Origin of the sequence: Streptomyces doebereineriae (genome assembly GCF_031845645.1) — a bacterium.
Classification (GTDB): Bacteria; Actinomycetota; Actinomycetes; order Streptomycetales; family Streptomycetaceae; genus Streptomyces; species Streptomyces canus.
In genome coordinates this window covers 28,927-47,859 of the sequence record NZ_JAVREZ010000011.1, presented here as the reverse complement: position 1 = coordinate 47,859, position 18,933 = coordinate 28,927, and the positions used below count along the sequence as shown (strand labels likewise).

The 18,933-nt window shown below is 69.4% G+C and carries 14 protein-coding genes; 6 read left to right on the top strand and 8 right to left on the bottom strand.

Features of this window, described 5'->3' with window-relative positions; genetic code table 11:
- Positions 1–7: 7 nt before the first annotated feature.
- The 3 genes from RNB18_RS29070 to RNB18_RS29060 form a co-directional block, all read right to left on the bottom strand.
- A complete protein-coding gene (locus RNB18_RS29070) occupies positions 8–1,876 on the bottom strand; it encodes a DUF4091 domain-containing protein (RefSeq protein ID WP_311717083.1) in 1,869 nt (622 codons plus the stop codon).
- A 160-nt stretch (positions 1,877–2,036) separates the two neighbouring features.
- A complete protein-coding gene (locus RNB18_RS29065; protein WP_311717291.1) occupies positions 2,037–4,982 on the bottom strand; it encodes a TIM-barrel domain-containing protein in 2,946 nt (981 codons plus the stop codon).
- Positions 4,983–5,398: 416 nt separating this feature from the next.
- The gene (locus RNB18_RS29060; protein WP_311717082.1) at positions 5,399–6,298 is read right to left on the bottom strand and encodes an SIS domain-containing protein; all 900 of its coding nucleotides are present in this window, start codon (positions 6,296–6,298) and stop codon (positions 5,399–5,401) included.
- A 173-nt stretch (positions 6,299–6,471) separates the two neighbouring features.
- Here RNB18_RS29060 and RNB18_RS29055 point away from each other — a divergent pair, with 173 nt between their 5' ends.
- From RNB18_RS29055 to RNB18_RS29045, 3 genes are read left to right on the top strand one after another with little or no spacing between them, the layout of a single operon-like run.
- Positions 6,472–7,752, top strand: coding sequence for an extracellular solute-binding protein (locus RNB18_RS29055; RefSeq protein ID WP_311717081.1), 1,281 nt, complete (start codon positions 6,472–6,474; stop codon positions 7,750–7,752).
- A 5-nt stretch (positions 7,753–7,757) separates the two neighbouring features.
- Positions 7,758–8,723 carry a carbohydrate ABC transporter permease gene (locus RNB18_RS29050; protein WP_311717080.1) on the top strand — a complete coding sequence of 322 codons (966 nt, stop codon included), beginning with the start codon at positions 7,758–7,760 and terminating at the stop codon, positions 8,721–8,723.
- Positions 8,724–8,779: 56 nt separating this feature from the next.
- On the top strand, positions 8,780–9,607 hold the full coding sequence (locus RNB18_RS29045; protein ID WP_311717079.1) for a carbohydrate ABC transporter permease: 828 nt from the start codon (positions 8,780–8,782) through the stop codon (positions 9,605–9,607).
- A 62-nt stretch (positions 9,608–9,669) separates the two neighbouring features.
- Here RNB18_RS29045 and RNB18_RS29040 read toward each other — a convergent pair whose 3' ends face one another.
- Positions 9,670–10,458 carry a DeoR/GlpR family DNA-binding transcription regulator gene (locus tag RNB18_RS29040; RefSeq protein ID WP_311717078.1) on the bottom strand — a complete coding sequence of 263 codons (789 nt, stop codon included), beginning with the start codon at positions 10,456–10,458 and terminating at the stop codon, positions 9,670–9,672.
- Positions 10,459–10,640: 182 nt separating this feature from the next.
- On the opposite strand from RNB18_RS29040, the gene RNB18_RS29035 reads away from it, so the two are divergent.
- Positions 10,641–11,495: a class II fructose-bisphosphate aldolase gene (locus RNB18_RS29035; protein WP_311717077.1), complete on the top strand. Its 855-nt coding sequence runs from the start codon at positions 10,641–10,643 to the stop codon at positions 11,493–11,495.
- A gap of 104 nt (positions 11,496–11,599) precedes the next feature.
- Here RNB18_RS29035 and RNB18_RS29030 read toward each other — a convergent pair whose 3' ends face one another.
- The gene (locus tag RNB18_RS29030) at positions 11,600–12,742 is read right to left on the bottom strand and encodes a WD40/YVTN/BNR-like repeat-containing protein (protein ID WP_311717076.1); all 1,143 of its coding nucleotides are present in this window, start codon (positions 12,740–12,742) and stop codon (positions 11,600–11,602) included.
- 229 nt (positions 12,743–12,971) lie between these two features.
- Between RNB18_RS29030 and RNB18_RS29025 the strand changes: the two genes are divergently transcribed.
- Positions 12,972–13,559, top strand: coding sequence for an Rv1733c family protein (locus tag RNB18_RS29025; protein WP_311717075.1), 588 nt, complete (start codon positions 12,972–12,974; stop codon positions 13,557–13,559).
- Positions 13,560–13,883: 324 nt separating this feature from the next.
- On the opposite strand, the gene RNB18_RS29020 is transcribed toward RNB18_RS29025, so the two are convergent.
- Positions 13,884–15,539, bottom strand: a complete 1,656-nt coding sequence (locus tag RNB18_RS29020) for a DNA alkylation response protein (RefSeq protein ID WP_311717074.1) — start codon at positions 15,537–15,539, stop codon at positions 13,884–13,886.
- Positions 15,540–15,610: 71 nt separating this feature from the next.
- Between RNB18_RS29020 and RNB18_RS29015 the strand changes: the two genes are divergently transcribed.
- Positions 15,611–16,369, top strand: a complete 759-nt coding sequence (locus tag RNB18_RS29015; protein WP_311717073.1) for a PaaX family transcriptional regulator C-terminal domain-containing protein — start codon at positions 15,611–15,613, stop codon at positions 16,367–16,369.
- Positions 16,370–16,433: 64 nt separating this feature from the next.
- Here RNB18_RS29015 and RNB18_RS29010 read toward each other — a convergent pair whose 3' ends face one another.
- Together RNB18_RS29010 and RNB18_RS29005 are read right to left on the bottom strand one after the other, a co-directional pair.
- On the bottom strand, positions 16,434–17,237 hold the full coding sequence (locus tag RNB18_RS29010) for a pectate lyase (RefSeq protein WP_311717072.1): 804 nt from the start codon (positions 17,235–17,237) through the stop codon (positions 16,434–16,436).
- Positions 17,238–17,284: 47 nt separating this feature from the next.
- Positions 17,285–18,262 carry a pectate lyase family protein gene (locus RNB18_RS29005; protein ID WP_311717071.1) on the bottom strand — a complete coding sequence of 326 codons (978 nt, stop codon included), beginning with the start codon at positions 18,260–18,262 and terminating at the stop codon, positions 17,285–17,287.
- Between the last annotated feature and the right edge of the window lie 671 nt (positions 18,263–18,933).

Genomic DNA, 18,933 nt, shown 5'->3' with positions numbered 1-18,933 from the left:
CTGCCCCTCATGACGTCAGCCCCTTCACGACTGCCGCCCGGGCGGTCTCGATGTCGTTGACGTCCTTCGTCCGGCCGTCGAGGTTCCGGGTGGCGGTGGTGAGGGCCTCGGTCAGGGCGTCGCTGTCGGTGCCGCCGTCCTTCTTCCGCAGCTGGGCGATGAGTTCGTAGTCCTCGATGCCCTCCTTCAGCTGCTCCCAGCGGATGCTGGACATCGGGCCGTCCTTGCCCGGGTAGACCAGGTACTCGTCGCCCTGCGTGAAGATGTGCACCGGCTGCTTGAAGGGATCACTGGTCCAGCTGTTGTACGACCAGCGCAGGAAGCCGTCCAGATCCCGCTGGGCGGAGATCCAGGGCAGCATCCGCGACTCGACGGCGGGCGAGTAGGACAGCGTGTTCGGGTGGGCCGGCGAGCCGTACACGTAGAAGGTCGTGATCTTGCCGGCCTTGCGCCGCTCCTCCACCTTCTCCTTCGTCATCGCGTCGATGCCGCCCCAGTCGACCGACAGGTTGGACGCGACGCCTTCGGTGTTGATCGAACCGGCCACGGAGATGCGGTTGTCGAAGGCCGGCGCCACCTCGTGGACGAAGTTCTTGACGACGGTCATGGTGTCGATGGGCCGCTCGTCGAAGGACAGCCAGGTGTGGTCCAGCCAGCCCTTCGCCTTCACGTGCTTCTCGAAGGCGGGGAGGAAGGCTCCCCACGCCTGACGCCAGCGGTCGCCGCCCAGGTCGACGTTCTCGTAGACCGTCTTGCCGGTGGTGGTGTCGGTGTAGGTGAGGTGCTCCTGGTCCTGGAAGGCCAGCATGGAGAAGGCGCCGATGTCGGGCCCGAGTCCGGCACGTCTGGCGGTCTCGACGTACTTGTCCCAGCGGGTGAAGTCGAAGGAGAACGTCTTTCCGTTCCAGGCCCAGCCCACCATGCTGGTGTACGGCGTGGCGGTCTGCGACTCCCGGGTGCCGAGCGACCACTGGTGGTGCCAAGGGTTGTCGACGATGGTGGTGTTGATGACCTTCTGGCCGCGCGAGGCCAGGTCGCGGTCGTACTTGTCGATCAGCTTCCAGTGCTCGTCGGACCAGAGCTTGACGCCGTGGTTCTTGGCGATCGTCTCCGGCTGCGCCCACACGTCGAGGAAGAAGCTGTAGTCCTTCGGGTCGGGCACGCTCGCGTCCGCGACCTCGATGGTCAGCGGGTACGTGCTCTGGGTACGGCCGTCGGCGTTGACCTTCACCGTGCCGGTGTAGGTGCCGGGCTTGGCTCCCTTGGGGATGTGGAAGGTGAACCACAGTGGCTGCGCCGCGTACGCGGGTACGTCCACCGAGGACCCCTCCTCCAGCGGGTCGCCGACCACGTCCGGGTTACGGTCGCCGGACACCTCCTTGCCGGAACTGACCTGGTCGATGGTGGCGGACCAGTCGACCTCGCTCTTGGAACGCTGCACGGGCACGTACTTCACGAACCGGACCTGGGTGTCGGCGCCGGACAGCTTCGCGCCGCCGGGCCCGGTGAGGTCGCCGACCACGGCGTTGACGTCGTCCAGCTTCTTGCCGGAGGCGATCGCCAACTGCGCCGAGACCTGCTCGTTGCGCACGGCGGAGAGCTTCAGCTCCTTGGTGTCCTTGCCCTGGATGGGGGTCATCGGGTAGCGCGGGACCCGTTCTTCCGCGGAGCCGGCGAAGGAGCCGGTGGGGACCCAGGTGATGGTGTCCCTGGTGCCCATGGCGTCGGCGACCTTGACGGTCAGCCAGGTGGTGGTGGCCTTCGAGTTGAGGTCGGTGCTGGTGGTCGCCGTACCGGTGACGGCGATCGCGGTGGTGCTGGCGGCCACGACGACGCCGGCGACGAAGCCGGCGACGAGTGAGGACGTACGTGCCATGGGGCTGGGTTCCCTCTCTCACGGAGGTGCAGGGAGTGGTCCCCGGCGGACTCCCACGGGGGGGCGGGAGTCCTGCACGGGAAGCGGGGATGGTTCCCGGCAGGCCCAAGGGGGGAGGGGGGCCTGCCGGGCAACCGGGGGTGCCGGTGATACCGACGTGTCAGGAGGTGACGGTGAATCCGCTGAACACGGCTTCGATGTTCTGGCCGGGGTAGTTGACGTTGGCCGCGCTGGCGACCATCCCGGCGTCTTCGGTGCCGGCGGCCGACGGCACCTCGGCGGTGCCGACCTGCGACCAGGTCTGGCCGTCCTTGCTGGCGTACGCGGTGTAGGTGGTGCCGTCCCGGGTCAGCTTGAGATACGCCGGGTGGTAGGTGGCGCCGCCGCCCGCCCAGGTGTCGAGCTTTCCGTCGCCGTCGCTGTCGGTCATGAACTCCAGTCCGTAGCTCTGGGTCATGGCCAGTACCGCGTAGCCGCCCTTCTCGGGTGCGGTCAGGTCGTTGGCGAGGGCGATGCCCGCCTTGCCGACCGGTGAGGTGCTGTTCTGTGAGACCAGCTGGGCCTGCACGGTGGACTTCTCGCCGGCCACTTCGTCGCGGTAGATGACGCCCTTCTCGTCCTTCCAGCCGGACAGGTCCTGGCCGCCCGCCCAGATGGCGAACTGGTCACCGGCCTGGGCGTACTGGGGGTCCTCGGAGGTGGTGTCGGTCGTCAGGTACGGCGCTTGCACACTGCCCGGGGCTGCCTTCACCTGCGCCTGCACGGTGTCCGACACCTTCGTCGAGCCGTTGTAGGTGGCGGTGCCGGTGAGGTCGTGGCTGCCCCAGCGGGCGTCCGCGGCGGGGGTCACCGTCCACGTGGTGGTGAGTGCGGCGCCGTTCTTGAGGGAGCTCGCCGTGGTCGGGCCGGTCGCCTTGGCGCTCCAGCCGCCGGGCAGGTCGAGGGCCGCCTTGACGCTCGTGAGGGTCCCGGTGCTCCAGTTGGTCACGTCCGTGGTCACCTGGAACGGCTTGCCGGCGTCGGTGGCCGGGGCGTCCGGGGTGATCAGGACGGCGGCGGCCGGAGCGTCGTCGCGCTTGAGCGCCCTGATGGCCTTGTCGGCGCCCTTGGCCTTGAGGTTGACGAAGGCCGGGGTGACGCCGAGCGGCGCCGCATACCCCTTGAGGGTCTGGGGACCGCGGATCACCGTGCCCTGGTTGACGTCGTACCAGGTGCCCGGCGGCAGATGCACGGAGCGGGTGGCTCCGGTGCTCAGCTTCGGCGCCGCCAGCACGGCAGGGCCGAGCATCCACTCGTCGGCGACCGTGTAACTCGCCTCGTCCTTCGGGAAGTCGAAGAACAGCGGCCGCATGATCGGATCGCCGGTCTTCAGGGTGCTCTGCACCTGATCCCAGATGTAGGGAGCGAGCTTCTCGTGCGTCTTGATCGCCTGCCGGTAGAGGTCGACCGTCTCCTGGTCGTAGTCGACCTTCTGCCCGGTGGTGGTGTCGTTGGTGTCCACCGGCGAGGTCGAGACGTACATCAGCGGCATCAGCGAGGCGGATTGCGCCCACCGCACCAGTACGTCCTTCGTCGGTGCGGGCTGGCCGCCGGAGCCGCCGATCATGTCGGACTCGACGAACGGGTAGCCGATGGTGGAGATGGCCAGGTTCTGGGAGGCGGAGGCGCGCAGGGAGTCCCAGCCGGTGCCCTTGTCGACCTGGCGGGTGACGAAGCCGGCCTCGTGAGCCGTCTTGTTCCAGTGCACCCGGATCCCGGCGCCCTGGAGGTCGAACTCGTCGGCGAGTTGCGTGCCGAGCTTCTGGTAGTCCGTGACCTGCGAGCCCTCGCGAGGCGCGCACCTCTCGTCGAAGAAGCGCGTGTCGAACTTCAGCCCGTCGATGTCGTAGGTGTCCATGAGGGACTTGAGGTTGCCCTCGTACCAGGCCTTGGCCTCGGGGTTGGCGAGGTCGATGATCCCCGCCTCGCCGTTCCACCAGGTCACGTCGCACGGCTTGGTCTTGTCCTTGGCGTCCATGAGCAGATAGCCGTGGTCGACCGCGTACTGGTAGTTGGCGGAGTCCAGGTTGATCCACAGGGTGACCCAGACGCCGAAGTCGAACCCCATGTCGTGGATCTTCTTGGAGAGGCCCTTGGGATCGGGGAAGGTCTTGGGATCCCAGGTCAGATTGCCGTAGTTCGACTCCCACTTGTCGTCGAGCTGGATGGTGTGCCCGTCCAGGCCGTTGTCGTGGAGGTCGGTGGCATAGTCGAGCAGTTTCTCCTGGTCGACCTTGGTGTAGAACTGCGCCCAGGAGTTCCACAGCGGCTTGGCGTACTGCTCGTACGTGGCGTCGGACTTGGTGGGCTTGCCGACGATGCCGATGTAGTCGCGGTAGACCCCCAGCGGGGTCGACTCGACGAACACGGTGGCCTTGTAGGTGTCGGGCGACTCGACGACGAAGGTGCCGAGGCCGTCCTTGCCCTTGTTGAGCGCCACGTCCATGACGTTCCCGGTGTCGACGCGCAGACCGGTCGACTTGGAGGTGTACCAGAACGGGTCGATCATGTGGTACGACGCCGGGCCGAAGGTCGGGTGGTCGACCTCGCCGGCGTCCAGCGGCCAGGGCTGGTCGGTGCCGGGGCCGCCCTGCGGGGTCTCCGCCTCGCCGTGGCCGTACCAGTGGCCGGCCGACGCCAGGTCGTAGGTGAGACCCAGCTGCTTCGGTGCGCCGCCTCGGACGTCCCAGTCGAGCTGGTAGCGGTCGGCGCCGGGGGTGATCCGGGCCTCCACCGTGGCGCCGTCGAGCGTGCTGTCGGCGGTGACGGTCAGGACGCCGTTCTTCCACGTCCAGTCGGTGACGCCGGTCGCGTGCTGCCAGGTGCCGTCGGCCGTGGCGAAGCGCAGGGCGCCGGTGTCGCCGGAGGCGGTGGCGAGCACGGTCTTCCCGGCGCGGCGCGTGGTCAGGGCGAGTTCGTCGGTGGCCACGTCGAGGGTGTAGCCGGGGGTGTTGGCGGAGGCCGGCACGGAGACCGTGACGGCGTTCGCGGTGCGGGTCACCTTCGGACCGGCGGTGGCGGCGGCCGTGGCCGCGGCGGTGGAGCCGGTGAGGGGCGCCATCAGCATGGCGGCGGTCAGTGCGGCAGCGAGCAACAGGCCGCCGGGACTGCTCAATCGGGCGTGCACTCGTGTCCTCCTGTCGGACAGGACGGTGGCTCAGGAGCGGCGGTGCGTGGTGCCGGTGGCGTGCGGAGCGCACGGTCACGAAGAAGCGCGGTGCCCGCCAGGGCTGCGGTCTGCTTGATTCTGCGTGCAGATGCAAGATTCGAAGCGATTTCGCACATGCTCTTGCGGGAATCGCCACCTGTCAACATGCGGGGCACACGGCGTCCCGAGTGCCCCGAGGGCTGCCGTGGAGCGGCTGTTGTTCCTGGTGGCGGTCGGTCCCGGGACCCGCCGACCGGCCTCGGCGCGCCCGGAAACCGTTCGTAACGGACATGTAAATTCTGTGGCCCCCGAGATCCTCCCGGGGGGAGGCCCGGTCAGGCCAGGATCACGGAACGGGTCAGATGGCGCGGATTGTCCGGGTCCAGCCCGCGTGCCGAGGCGAGGGCGGAGGCCAGCCGGTGCACCACGACGAGATCTGCCAGCGGGTCCCGGCCGAGCGCCACCAACTGCCCGCCGGTGTCCGCGATTTCGTCGGCGAGACCGGACGGCAGGGCCGCCGGGTCGCCGAACCACCACGCCACGCGGCCGGGTGCGGTGACGCTGATCGGGCCGTGCCGGTACTCCATCACCGGGTAGGCCTCGGTCCAGGCGCCCGCCGCCTCACGCATCTTCAGCGCCGCCTCCTGGGCGATCCCGTAGGCCCAGCCCTGCCCCAGGAAGGTGAACTGCTCGGCCTCCAGCACCCCGGCCGGCAGCGGTTCGTCCAGCGCAGAGCGCCCCTGCTGCGGCAGATGCTCCAGGTCCTCGCCCAAGTGGGCCCGTAGAAGCACCAGTTCGGTGCTGGCGAACCGGGTCTGGACGACCGAGGTCTCGTCGGCGAAGTCGAGCACGACGACGGCGTCCGCCGGCCCCGTCACCGGTGACTGCGGCACCGCGGTCACCGCGGTCGTGCGGGTGTGCCCGCGCAGTCGGCCGAGCAGCTCCAGCACTTCGGTCGTGGTGCCGGACCGGGTCAGCGCGACCACCCGGTCGTAGGCCCGCCCGCCCGGCATCTCGGAGGCGGGGAAGGCGTCGGTCTCGCCATGGCCGCCCGACTCCCGCAGTGCCGCGTACGCCTGGGCGATGAACCAGGACGTCCCGCAGCCGACGACGGCCACCCGCTCGCCGGGCCGGGGCAGCGAGGCGGAGACGGGACCGTCGGGCCGCCGGGCCAGTGCCACGGCCTGCCTCCAGCAGTCGGGCTGGGTGGCGATCTCGATGTCGGTCTGACTCATCGGGGACTCCCCTCTCGGGCGCACGGCGTGACCGATACGTGATGCGACGGCCCTTGACACTGTGCGCGTTTCATTGAGCATCATGTCGTTCGATGATTGATAGCACCAGCAATCGAGCATAAACAAGCAAGCGGGCGCGCAATCAGGCGAGCACGCGCTTGACCAAGCACGCCATGCGTGCGGAGAGGTACTCCGTGAAACGGCACCTCGCGGGCCTCGCCGGGGGTACGGCCCTGGCACTGGCCCTCACCGGCTGCGGCAAGGGCAGCTCCTCGGACAGCGGCGGATCCGACGGCAAGACGATCAGGTTCGTCGCGGCGAAGTACGACGACGACACCCAGGCCTACTGGACCGCGCTGATCAAGGACTTCGAAAAAGCCAACCCGGGCTACCGGGTGAACCTCGAAGTCGTCGACTGGGAGCAGATGGACTCCAAGGTCAAGACGTACGTCCAGACCAAGCAGGAACCGGACATCCTCAACTACAACAAGTTCTCCGACTTCGCCCGCGACGGCCTGGTTTACAAGGCACAGGACGTCGTCTCGCCCAAGGTGCAGGCCGACTTCCTCCCGCTGTTCCGGCAGAAGGCGCAGTACAAGGGGGCCCAGTACGGCCTGCCCTTCATCTCCAGCGCGCGCTTGTTCTTCTACAACAAGGACATCTTCGCCAAGGCGGGCATAGCCCGGCCGCCCACCACCTGGGCCGAGGTCGAGGCCGACGCCAAGAAGATCAAGCAGGCCGGTTACATCGGCCTCGGGCTGCCCCTGGGCCCCGAGGAGGCGCAGGCCGAGTTCCAGATCTGGGCGATGAACAACGGCGGTGGCTGGACCGACTCCTCGGGCAAGTGGACGGTCGACCAGCAGGCCAACGTCGACACGCTCAGCTATCTGCGGAAACTGACGAAGGAAAAGGTCACCCAGCCCAACCCGGAGGCCACCAACCGCAAGGACGTCTTCAACCAGTTCGCCCAGGGCAAGATCGGCATGCTCAACGGGGCGGTCTTCATGCGGAAGGGCTTCATCGACCCCGTCAACGCCAAACTGAACTACGGCGTCGCGGCCCTGCCCAGCAAGGACGGCAGCACCCACAAGACGCTCGGCGTGCAGGACTACCTCGTCGCGTTCAAGAAGAGCGACGGGTCGAACAAGGCGGCGGTGAAGAAGTTCCTCGACTTCTTCTACCAGAAGGAGAACGCCGCCAAGTTCGTCTCCACCGAGGGGTTCCTGTCGGTCACCGAGTCGGCCGGTCAGGTGCTCAGCTCCGACAGCCAGAACGCCGCCTATTACAAGCCGTTCGTCGACGCCCTCTCCAGCGCCGAGTTCGCCCCCACCGACGATCCTGCGTGGGCCGCGGTCGACGGTGCGGTGAAACAGCGCATCGGGACGGGGGTCGCGGGCGGTGACCCGGCGAAGGTCCTGGGCGAGATCCAGAAGACCGCGCAGAAGGGCGACTGACTTCGGTGGCCGTACACGATGTCACCGCAAGCGCCACCGGGGCCGAACACCCGGCCCCGGAGGCGCCGGCGCCGCCTGTGCCGCGCCGCCGTCGCAGGTCATGGCGCGCGCTCGAGCCCCTGTTGTGGCTCGGGCCCGCGACCCTCCTCATCCTGACCATGGTCGTCTGGCCCATCATCGAGATGATCCGTACGTCCCTGACGAAGGTGAGCTCCACCGGACTCTCCGAGGGATTCGCCGGCCTCCGCAACTACACCGACCTGTTCGCCGAGGGTGACCTGCCCGGAGTGCTGCTGCGCACCGTCGTGTGGGTCATCGGGGTCGTCACCGTCACGATCCTGGTCTCCCTCGCCCTGTCCCAACTACTGAACGCGAGCTTCCCGGGGCGCCGGCTGGTGCGGTGGGCGATGATCGTGCCCTGGGCCTCGTCCGTGCTGATGACGGCGCTCATCTGGCGCTGGATGCTCAACAACTTCTACGGCGTGATCAACCGGCTGCTCATGGACATCGGGGTGCTCGACGCCCCCGTCAACTGGCTGGCCCATCCGGGGCAGGCCCTGGCGGCGATGATGGGCGTGGCGGTGTTCGTCTCGCTGCCGTTCACCTCGTTCGTCCTGCTGGCCGGTCTGCAGAGCATCCCCGGCGAGGTGTACGAGGCGGCGCGGGTGGACGGCGCAGGACCGGTCCGCGCCTACCTGGCCATCACCCTGCCGCTGCTGCGGCCCTCGCTGGTGGTCGCCGCGATCATCAACGTCATCAACGTGTTCAACTCGTTCCCCATCATCTGGGCCATGACGCGCGGCGGCCCCGGCTTCAGCACCGACACGACCACCACCTACCTGTACAAACTCGCCTTCGACAACCAGTCGGTGGGGGAGTCGGCCGCCATGGCCGTCGTCAACTTCGGGCTGGTCCTCGCCGTGGTGCTGGTCTATCTGCGCGTCGTCCGCCGACAGGAGGACACCGCGTGAGCAGAACCGCCGTCAGTCCCCGCACCTCCGCGCCGCGCAGGAGGCGGCCACGACCGATGAAACTGCGCACCGTCCTGCTCACCGCGGCCGGCTGGCTGGTGGCGCTCGCGTTTCTCGCGCCCTACGCGGAAATGCTGCTGACGGCGCTCAAGCCGACGCCCGAACTGATGGAGTCCCCGCCGTCCTATCTGCCCTCGCACTGGCAGTGGTCGAACTTCACGCAGATCTGGTCGCTCACCGACCCGCGCGTCGGGGAGGCGCTGCTGTTCTCGCTGTACGTCGCCGGGGCGTCGACGCTGCTCGCCCTGGCCGTCGGGCTGCCCGCCGCGTACTACACCGCCCGGCACCGCTTCCGCGGGCGCGGCGCTTTCCTGATCCTCGTGCTCATCACCCAGATGTTCGCGCCGACCGCGCTGCTGGTCGGCATCTACCGGGAGATGGTCAGCCTCAACCTGACCGACACCGCCGAGGGCCTCATCCTGGTGAACGCGGCGTTCAACCTGCCGTTCTGCGTGTGGATCCTCAACGCGTACTTCGCGAGCATCCCCAAGGAGCTCGAGGAGGCGGCCTGGCTCGACGGCACCGGACGGTTCGGCGCCCTCACCCGTGTCATCCTGCCGCTCGCGATGCCCGGTGTGGTGACCGCGCTCGTCTACACCTTCATCGGCGCGTGGAACGAGTACGTGGTGGCGCTCACGATCACCTCGTCCGGCAACCGGATGACGCTGACCAGGGCGATCCCCGGCTTCGTCACCTCGTACCACGAGCAGTGGCAGTACCTGTTCGCCACCTCGATCGTCGCGATCGTGCCCGTGGTGGTGCTGTTCGTCTTCGTGGAGCGCTACCTCGTCGCCGGCCTGACGGCGGGCGGCGTGCGCGGATGACGCCGGAATCCGCGTCGGAGCCGGGGCCGTCGCGAGGGCCGATACCGGAGCGGCGCGCGGTGTCAGGCGCGGATGACCTCCACACCGGCCGCCTCGAACGACTCGGTCAGTTCGTCCGAGGCGGCCTTGTCGGTCACCAGGACGTCGATGTCCGCCACCGGGCAGATGCGGGCGAAGGCCCGCCGGTTCAGCTTGGAGGAGTCGGCGACCGCGACGACCTGCTGCGCGCGGCGGGCCAGCGCCCGGTTGATGCTGGCCTCGCCCTCGTGGTGGGCGGTCGCCCCGTGGGCCACGTCGATGGCGTCCACTCCGATGAAGACCTGGTCCAGTGCGATCTCCGCGAGCAGTTCGGTGGCCAGCGGTCCGATCAGCTCATAGGACGCGGGCCGGGCCACCCCGCCGGTCACCACGAGCTTGACGTGGCGTCGTACGACCAGCTCGTTGGCGATGTTCAGGGCGTTGGTCACCACGGTGACCGCCGTCTCCGCGCCGCCGGAACTCAGGTCGGCGCGGGTGGCCAGGGCTCGTGCCACCTCGGTGGTCGTGGTGCCGCCGTTCAGCCCCACCACGGCGCCGGCCTTCACCAGCCCGGCGGCCGCGTCCGCGATCCGCTCCTTCTCCGGAGCCTTGCGCGCGGCCTTGTAGCGCAGGGGCAGGTCATAGGCGATGGCGTTGATCACGGCTCCGCCATGCGTGCGGGTGACCATCTGCTGGCGGGCCAGCTCGTCGAGGTCGCGCCTGATGGTCGCGGCGGAGACCCGCAACTCCTCGGCAGCCGGCTCGACTTCGATCCGCCCGTCGCGCGTCAGCATCTCCAGCAGCGCGCTCCACCGGGCCTGCGGTGCCGCCATGTCTCACAACTCCCTGTCGGTGATGTGCGCCGCGAAGTGCGCACCTCAATGAAACCACAGCGCATGATTGGGTGCTTTATGGTCGCCAAACGAGCAAAACCCTGCACTCCCCGCAAATCCATGCCGCTGCCGCTGCCGCTGCCGTTGTCGCGGTCCTCGCATGCCGCGACTGGAGGCCGTCCGTGCCGCTGACTCCCACCGCCGACGTAGTGAGCTCCGCGTACCGCGACGGACGGGCCGTCGGCGCGTTCAACGTGATCACCCTGGAACACGCCGAGGCCGTGGTCACCGGGGCGGAAGCCGCGGGCCGCCCGGTCATCTGCCAGATCAGCGAGAACGCCGTGCGGTTCCACGGCAGCCGGCTCGCCCCGATAGCCCGCGCCACCGCAGCGCTCGCCGAGACGGCCACCGTCCCCGTGGCGCTGCACCTCGACCACGTCACCGACGAAGAGCTGCTGCGCCGCGCCGCGGACTGCGGCTTCGGATCCGTCATGTTCGACGCGTCCGCGCTGCCGCACGCCCAGAACGTCGCCGCCACGCGCGCGGCGGCGCAGTGGGCGCACACCCAGGGCCTGTGGCTGGAGGCGGAACTCGGCGAGATCGGCGGCAAGGACGGAGTGCACGCACCCTCGGCACGTACGGACCCCGACCAGGCGCGCGACTTCGTGTCCGCCACCGGGGTCGACGCACTGGCCGTCGCGGTCGGCAGCTCCCATGCGATGACCACACGCACCGCCCGGCTGGACCACGGTCTCATCGCCCGCCTCGCCAAGGCGGTCCCCGTGCCGCTGGTACTGCACGGCTCGACGGGTGTGCCCGACGAGGAGCTCCGGCAGGCGGTGGCGGCCGGCATGGTCAAGGTCAACATCGGTACGGCGCTGAATGCCGCCTTCACGGGCGCGGTCCGCGACACACTCGCCGCGGCGCCCGCGGCCGTCGATCCCCGGCCCGCCCTCACCGCGGCGCGCCGGGCTATGGCCGATGCCGTGACCTCGGCGCTGCGGACCCTGTCGGGCGGTGGGTACGGGACGGGTTGACGGGTTCCGGTGCAGGGGCGCGAGATGATCGCCGACGTTCAGCGTTCCAGACGTTCAGGCCTCCTGACCGACGATCAGTACCCGTACCTCGTCGCAGGGTTGGATCACGCGACCACCGCCGCCCGCACACACAGCACGTCCGGCAGATGCGCGGCCAGCTGCCGCCAGCTGTCGCCGTCGTCGGCCGAGGCGAACACCTCGCCGTTGCGGTTGCCGAAGTAGACGCCGGCCGGGTCCGCGTCGTCCGTGCACATCGCGTCCCGAAGCACCGTGCCGTAGTGGTCCTCCTGCGGCAGACCCGCCGTGAGCGGCTCCCAGCTCTTGCCCGCGTCCGCCGTGCGGAAGACCCGGCATCGGTGACCGGCCGGGACGCGGTCCGCGTCGGCGTTGATCGGGAAGACGTACGCCGTCTCACCGCGGTGCGGATGGGCGGCCACCGCGAAGCCGAAGGTGGACGGCAGCCCCTCGCCGATGTCCGTCCAGTGCGCCCCCGCGTCGTCGCTTCTGTACACACCCCAGTGGTTCTGGAGGTACAGCCGGTCCGGATCGGCCGCGTCCCGGGCCACCTTGTGCACACACTGGCCGAACTCCGGGTTCGGGTCGGGCAGGAACACCGCGGAGACACCGGAGTTGGACGGCTCCCAGCTCGAGCCGCCGTCCTTGGTGCGGAACACCCCGGCGGTGGAGACGGCCACCGTCACCGCGCGCGGGTCCCGCTTGTCGGTCAGGACGGTGTGCAGTCCCTCACCGCCACCGCCCGGCACCCACTTCGAACGGGTCGGATGCTCCCACAGCGGACGGACGAGCTCGAAGCTCTCCCCGCGGTCCTCGGAGCGGTACAGCGCGGCCGGTTCCGTGCCCGCGTACACCACGTCCGGCTCGGCGGCCGCCGGGTGCAGCTGCCAGACCCGCTCCAGGGAGGCCTCGGTGTCCTTCGGGAACTTCACCGCGGGCTGGGCCGGCTCCGTCCAGGTGCGGCCCAGGTCGTCGGAGTGGAACACGGAGGGGCCCCAGTGCGCGCTGTCACCGCCGGCCAGCAGCCGCGGACGCTCGCCCCGGGTGTCGATGGCCACCGAGTACACGGCCTGCGCGTTGAAATACGGGCTCTCGTCGAACTCCCAGGTGCCGCCGCGCCCACGCCCGATGAACAGACCTTTGCGCGTCCCCACGGCAAGCAACTTCTCAGTCATACCGATCACCTCCGCGACGTCTTTGTCCCAGACACCGGCCAGTCTGCACCCCGCCACTGACAGTCACCTCTGGAAAGGCCTTCACCGCAGGTCAGGGCGGGGATGGTAACCGGCTGCGGCGATTGACGGGCGGCTTTCGGCAAGATGCCCGCAGCGGCGGGCGGCCCGGTGCGACCGTCGTGACGGAGAACTCGCCGTGAGCCGTGAGCATCGAGGACGGCTCCCCCGTATGGGAGGTCGGTCCGGCATGTTCGTGCGCCCGTCGCTCATGAGGAGGATGCCTTCGATGGCGTTCCGTGGTCCCAAGGTCTGGCTGTGGCGCTGGCGGCGCAATCCACTCAGACGTCGCGCCGACACCGTCGAGGCGTGGGTCGTGCTCGGTGCCTGGCTGCTCACCGTGCTGGCCGGGGTGTTGGCCGGTGTGGGGGTGAGCCGGTCCGTCGAGCACCAGCTGGCGCTGGAGCGCGTCGAGTGGCGGCCCGTCGTGGCCCGTCTCGTCGACCAGGCGCCCGGTACGGCCGACCCGGGCACGTCGAGTGGTGAACGGGTGTGGGGCAAGGTGGCCTGGACCGGGGCCGACGGCTCGGCCCACGAGGGCCAGGTCCGCGTCGATCCCGGCAGCACCCGGGGCACCCCGGTCACCGTCTGGACCGACGCCAGGGGCCGTCTGATGACCCAGCCCGCCACCGAGGGCCAGGCCCGGATCCGGGCCGCGATGATCGGCGTCCTGGTCGGCTTCAGCACCGCGGCCGTCCCCTTCGTGGGCGGTCGGGTCCTCCGCGGCCGTATGGAACGCCGCCGCCTCGACCAGTGGGACACGGACTGGGCGCACTTCGGACCGCTGTGGGGCGGAAGGAGGGCCGACGGGAGGTAACACCGGCAGGCGGGGCCGCGTGGAGTGAACCAACACGTCACGGCTGCCGTACCCACCGGACGGTGATGCCGGAAGCCGTCGCCGGGCCGCCAGTTCCGTACGACGGAGGTCGTGGAGGGGGCTCCGGCAGGAACCAGGGCGGTCAGGCAGGCGGTGATGGTCCGGCGCGTGTGCGGTTCTCCGTCCAGCCCGCCCGCAGGACCGACGCGGCAACTCCCCTTCCCCGGAGATCCTCGGGGGCGGAGCGCGCGGCGAAAGCGCTGGGTCCGTTCAGGGAGACGCGTCGGCCGTACTGCCCGTATTGATCCGACACCGGGGGAGGGATCAGTTCCGGCCAGGCAGTGCTCGGTCGAGGATCGCCTCCACGTCCGCCGCGTCGGGCAGGGTGCCGAAGGCGTGCCCCCAGTCGCCACCGAGTCGTGTCGCGCAGAAGGCGTCGGCGACCGCGGACGGGGCGTGCCGGACGAGGAGGGAGGCCTGGAGGGTGAGGGCCATGTGTTCCACCAGCCGGCGGGCGCCCGCCTCGGAGGTCGTGGCCAACAGGTCCTTGAGCCGGGCGACGGCCGCGTCCAGGCGGACGTCCGATCCCTGGGCCAGGGCGAGTTCGCCGAACAGCGCCTGGGCGGTGTCCGGCGCACGGCGCAATGCCCGCAGGACGTCGAGGGCGTTGACGTTCCCGGAGCCCTCCCAGATCGACAGCAGGGGTGCCTCCCGGTAGTGCCGGGGCATGCCCGAGTCCTCCACGTAGCCGTTGCCACCGAGGCATTCCAGGGCCTCCGCGGTGAAGGCCGGGCCCCGCTTGGTGACCCAGTACTTGCCGACGGCGGTGGCGATACGGCGGAACGCCTGCTCGTCGGCGTCCCCGCGCACCGCCCGGTCGGCGGCGCCCGCGAGCCGTAGCGTGAGGGCGGTGGCGGCCTCGGACTCCAGCGCCAGATCGGCCAGGACATTGCGCATCAGCGGCTGGTCCACCAACCGGGCGCCGAACGCGCTGCGATGCCGGGCATGGTGTCCCGCCTCGACGAGCGTCCTGCGCATCAGGGTCGCCGACATCATCACGCAGTCCAGCCGCGTGCAGTTGACCATCTCGATGATCGTCTTGACGCCCTGTCCCTCGGGACCGACCAACCAGGCGACCGTCCCGTCGAACTCGGGCTCGGAGGAGGCGTTCGACCGGTTGCCGAGCTTGTCCTTGAGGCGCTGGATGCGGAAGGTGTTGCGGCTGCCGTCCGGCAGGATGCGCGGGACGAGGAAGCACGACAGCCCGCCGGGCGCCTGCGCCAGCACCAGGAACACGTCGCACATCGGCGCCGACGTGAACCACTTGTGCCCGCGCAGCGTGTACACGCCCGACTCCGCGGTGGGCGTCGCGACCGTGGTGTTCGTGCGGACGTCGGAGCCGCCCTGCTTCTCGGTCATCCCCATGCCGGCGAGCAGACCGCGCTTCTCGGCCGGCACCCTGAGCTCGGGCTCGTACTCGCGGCCGGTCAGCAGCGGCTCGTAGACCTTCGCCAGCTCCGGCCCCTTGCGCAGCGCCGGGATCGCCGCGTACGTCATCGAGGTGGGGCAGCCGTGGCCCGCGTCCGTGTGTCCCCACACCAACCCGCCTGCCGTGCGAGCGACATGGGCGCCTGGCCGGTCTTCGGACCACGGGGTGCCGGCCAGCCCCTCGGCGACGGCCGTCCTCATCAGGTGATGCCAGCTCGGGTGGAAGTCGACCTCGTCGACGCGGTTGCCGTACCGGTCGTGCGTGCGCAGTACCGGCTCGTGCCGGTTGGCCTGATCCGCCCACTCCTGGGCCTCGGCGCTCCCGGCCCGCAGACCGAGCCGCCGGATGCCCTCCTCGGCCCAGCCGGCGCCCTCGCGGCGCAGCCCTTCCAGCAGGACGGGGTCGTCGGAGGCGTCGTACGGAGTCAGCGGAGGCGGCTGGTTGGTGACGGCGTGGGTGGCGGCCTGTTCAGGCGCGGGTAGGTAGACCATGGACCCATGTTGCACTCCAGCTGCGGTCGTAGCAATAGTGCAACATCAGGGGAGTCGTACAGTACGTGACCATGCGGAGGAACGTGGCGGAGCAGCCTGACGAGGTCGACCTGCGGCCGTTGTCCGCGCGGTCCGTCGTACTGAGCCTGCTGCTCGGCGCGCATCCGCCGGAGATGCCCGTGAAGGACCTGGTCCGCGCGGTGGAGCCGTTCGGCGTCGGCGGCTCCACGCTGCGTGCCGCGCTCAGCCGGATGGTGAGCGCCGGTGACCTGCGACGCGCCGATACCGTCTACGGTCTCAGTGACCGGCTGCTCGCCCGGCAGCGCCGTCAGGACGACTCCGTGCACCCTCGCACGCGCGCGTGGAACGGCGACTGGGAGATGGTCGTGATCACGGCGACGGGCCGTGGACCGGCCGAACGTGCCGAGCTGCGCGCGCGGCTGACCGCCCTCCGGCTCGCCGAACTCCGTGAGGGCGTCTGGCTGCGCCCCGCCAACCTGCTCCGATCGCTTCCGGACGACCTAGATGCGGTCGCCCAGCGCTACACGGCCCGCCCCGGTCGCCCAGGACCGGAGCTGGCCGCCGAGCTGTGGTCCCTCGGCGGCTGGGCGGCCCGGTCCCGGGCGCTGCTCGCCCATGTCACACGCGCGGACCGGCCCGCGGACCGGCTCACCGGCTTCGCGGCCGTCGTACGGCATCTGCTGACCGACCCGGTGCTGCCGCCCGAGCTCCTGCCGCCCGACTGGCCGGGCGCGGAACTGCGCTCCGCATACGCGGCCTATCAGGGGGAGCTGGCGGACACCGTGCCCCAGAGCCGGCTCCGCACATGACACGGCGGCCGTGCGAAGCGCCGTGCGGGGACGCTTCGTACGGCCGCCTTCACCTATCGAGCGGCTACTTGTAGGTGATGTCGGACGTCGCGTACTTGCAGTAAGTACTGTCCGGTCCGGAGCCGTTCGTGGTCGGCTCCTTGCCCGTGTTGTTCCCGATGTACTTCTGGCACGGGACGATCTTCTTGCTGGAGTCGCCGACGATCGTGATCTTCTTCAGGGTCGCGCTGTCGCCGTAGTTGGTGTTGATGCCGACGAGCTTGTTGCCCGAGTAGGTCGCCTCGATGGTGTTGAGGTTGATCGTCCGCTTGTACTGCGTCGAGCAGTTGCCGCAGGACCGCACGAAGGTGCCGAAGTTCTGCACCGCGAAGTTGGAGACGTTGAGCGTCCCGGCGCCGTTGAACTGGAACACCTTGTCGCTCGCCGACTTCGCGCCACCGCCGGAGACGGTGTACACGTTCGACGACGAGGAGCCGCGGAAGGTCGCCGCGTCCTCGCCGACGTCCTCCCACCACACGTTCTGCAGCGTGCAGCTGCCCGCGCAGTGGATGCCGTCGGCGGCGGGAGAGCCGATGATGACGTTCTTCAGGACGGTGCCCGCGGCCAGGTTCAGGATCGGCCCCTGGTCCTCGTCCTGGCTGTCGCTGCCCAGGTCGCCCGTGCCGTACAGGCGCTTCATCCCGTAGTCCTTGGTGCCGGACAGCTGGATGGTCGAGGAGACCGCCTGGCTGCCGTTCGCGGTCGGCCAGGTGGCGGCGCTGGCCGTCGGTGCGTTGAGTGTCATGATCATGCCAACCGAGAGGCCGAGTGCGGCCATGGCGCCGGTCAGTGCGCGGGTACGCGCGCGTGGACGTAACGAAGAAGTCATGTCCCGATTCCTTCTTCCATGTCGGGGGGTGGACGGGTTGGGGGTGGTCAGATCTTTCCGGTGCCCGCGCCGCCGGTCACCGAGGCGACGACGGAGGAGGCGGGCTCGGCGGTGTAGCTGTACGGAGCGGTGGTGAACGTGCCGACCCGGGAGACCTCGGTGGCGGCTCCACCGAGGTCGTTGCCGCGCAGGTTGGCGTAGCCGTCCACGTCACTGCTCCGGTTCGTGGTGACAGCGACTCCGGTGCTCCGGAAGACGTTGTTCTCCACGAGCATCTGGGCGCCCATGCGCGAGTGCACCGCGGTCTCGGCGCCGACGACGTAGTTGTCGTAGAAGTGCCCGGTGCCGAAGCGCAGACTGGGGATGCGCGAGTTGACGTTGTTGAACCAGTTGTGGTGGTACGTCACCTTCAGATGGCCGGTGTCCTCGCTCGCGTTGTTGTCGCTGTGGCCGACGAGCGAGCCCTTGAAGTGGTCCTTGAAGGTGTTCCAGGACACCGTGACGTTGTCGGAGCCGTGGTTGATGTCCAGCAGACCGTCGTAGTAGTCCTTGTCGTGATCACGGTCCGCCGAGAAGGAGTTGTGGTCGATCCACACCTTCGTCGAGGCCTGCACCTCGATGCCGTCGGCGGGCGCGAGGGGCTTGCTGATGTTCAGGTTGCGGACGACGACGTTCGTGACCTTCTTCAGCCGCAGCCCGCCGCCGGTGAACCCGGAGGACGAGCCGACGCCCAGCACCGTGGTGTTGGAGCCGACGTCGACCGTACCGCTCAGCGAGATCAGGCCGTTGACCTTGACGACCTTCGCCGTGCTGCCGGTGACGGCCGTCTTGAAGGCGCTCAGCGTGGAGACGGTGACCGCGGAGGCGCTGCCGCCGCCGGTCGTTCCGGCGCCGAAACCGATGGGGGAGGTCTCGGCGGCCCCGGCCGGCTGCGGAACGGCCAGGGCGACCGCCGTCGCGAGCGCGGCCGCACCGGCGGCCAGAGCGGATCTTTGCGCGTGTGTACGTGGGGGGCGAGTACGCATGCGGGGTGCGTCCCTTCGTGGTGCCTGCATGGTGCCTGGTCGGTCATGTACGTAAACATCGTTCGCCATGTTGAACGACGTACGCAGTGCGGAGCGGCAATGTATGGCCCTGTGGGTGCGAGCCGGTCACATCGCTGAACGGAACGTAGAGGGTAAGCGCTTTCTGGTCAACGCTTTGCGCAGAAGACATTCGGCCGTCCCAGGTGGGGGAGGGGTGGCAGGGGTGAGCGAATTCTTTCGACGTGTGGGAGCGCTTCCATGGCAGCCATGTGCATGCCACGATGCTCGCCGGACGCTTCCCTTCCGAGAGATTCCCGAGGACTTCCGAGAGGGGTGAGTCGGTGGTGACTCCACCTATGCGTACGTTCATCAGCTGCCTGGTGCTCAACTTGCTCACCCAGGGACTCGCTGTCCTCGCCCCCCGGGCCGGCGGTGGCGGGCGGGTGTGCCGGCCCGTTGCCGGACTCTTTCGGAGGGTCCTCCACCGGCCCACTGATCGGCCCCAAACCGGACGCCGGCCATCCGTTCGTCTACGTGCAGCACGGGCAGCCGACGCGCCCCTGACCTTCCTGGGCGTGGTCCTCTCGACCAAGGACCCAGCCCATCCGGGCAGTTGGAGCGCGCCGCGCTCCCTCTTCGACAGTCGGCCCCCGGTCCTCACGAAGCACAAG

What these genes read in the sequence shown, in the direction of transcription:
- RNB18_RS29070 (WP_311717083.1), bottom strand. Translation starts at nt 1,876, where the DNA reads ATGGCACGTACGTCCTCACTCGTCGCCGGCTTCGTCGCCGGCGTCGTC.
- RNB18_RS29065 (WP_311717291.1), bottom strand. Translation starts at nt 4,982, where the DNA reads ATGCTGATGGCGCCCCTCACCGGCTCCACCGCCGCGGCCACGGCCGCC.
- RNB18_RS29060 (WP_311717082.1), bottom strand. Translation starts at nt 6,298, where the DNA reads ATGAGTCAGACCGACATCGAGATCGCCACCCAGCCCGACTGCTGGAGG.
- RNB18_RS29055 (WP_311717081.1), top strand. Translation starts at nt 6,472, where the DNA reads ATGCGTGCGGAGAGGTACTCCGTGAAACGGCACCTCGCGGGCCTCGCC.
- RNB18_RS29045 (WP_311717079.1), top strand. Translation starts at nt 8,780, where the DNA reads ATGAAACTGCGCACCGTCCTGCTCACCGCGGCCGGCTGGCTGGTGGCG.
- RNB18_RS29040 (WP_311717078.1), bottom strand. Translation starts at nt 10,458, where the DNA reads ATGGCGGCACCGCAGGCCCGGTGGAGCGCGCTGCTGGAGATGCTGACG.
- RNB18_RS29025 (WP_311717075.1), top strand. Translation starts at nt 12,972, where the DNA reads ATGGCGTTCCGTGGTCCCAAGGTCTGGCTGTGGCGCTGGCGGCGCAAT.
- RNB18_RS29020 (WP_311717074.1), bottom strand. Translation starts at nt 15,539, where the DNA reads ATGGTCTACCTACCCGCGCCTGAACAGGCCGCCACCCACGCCGTCACC.
- RNB18_RS29015 (WP_311717073.1), top strand. Translation starts at nt 15,611, where the DNA reads ATGCGGAGGAACGTGGCGGAGCAGCCTGACGAGGTCGACCTGCGGCCG.
- RNB18_RS29010 (WP_311717072.1), bottom strand. Translation starts at nt 17,237, where the DNA reads ATGACTTCTTCGTTACGTCCACGCGCGCGTACCCGCGCACTGACCGGC.
- RNB18_RS29005 (WP_311717071.1), bottom strand. Translation starts at nt 18,262, where the DNA reads ATGCGTACTCGCCCCCCACGTACACACGCGCAAAGATCCGCTCTGGCC.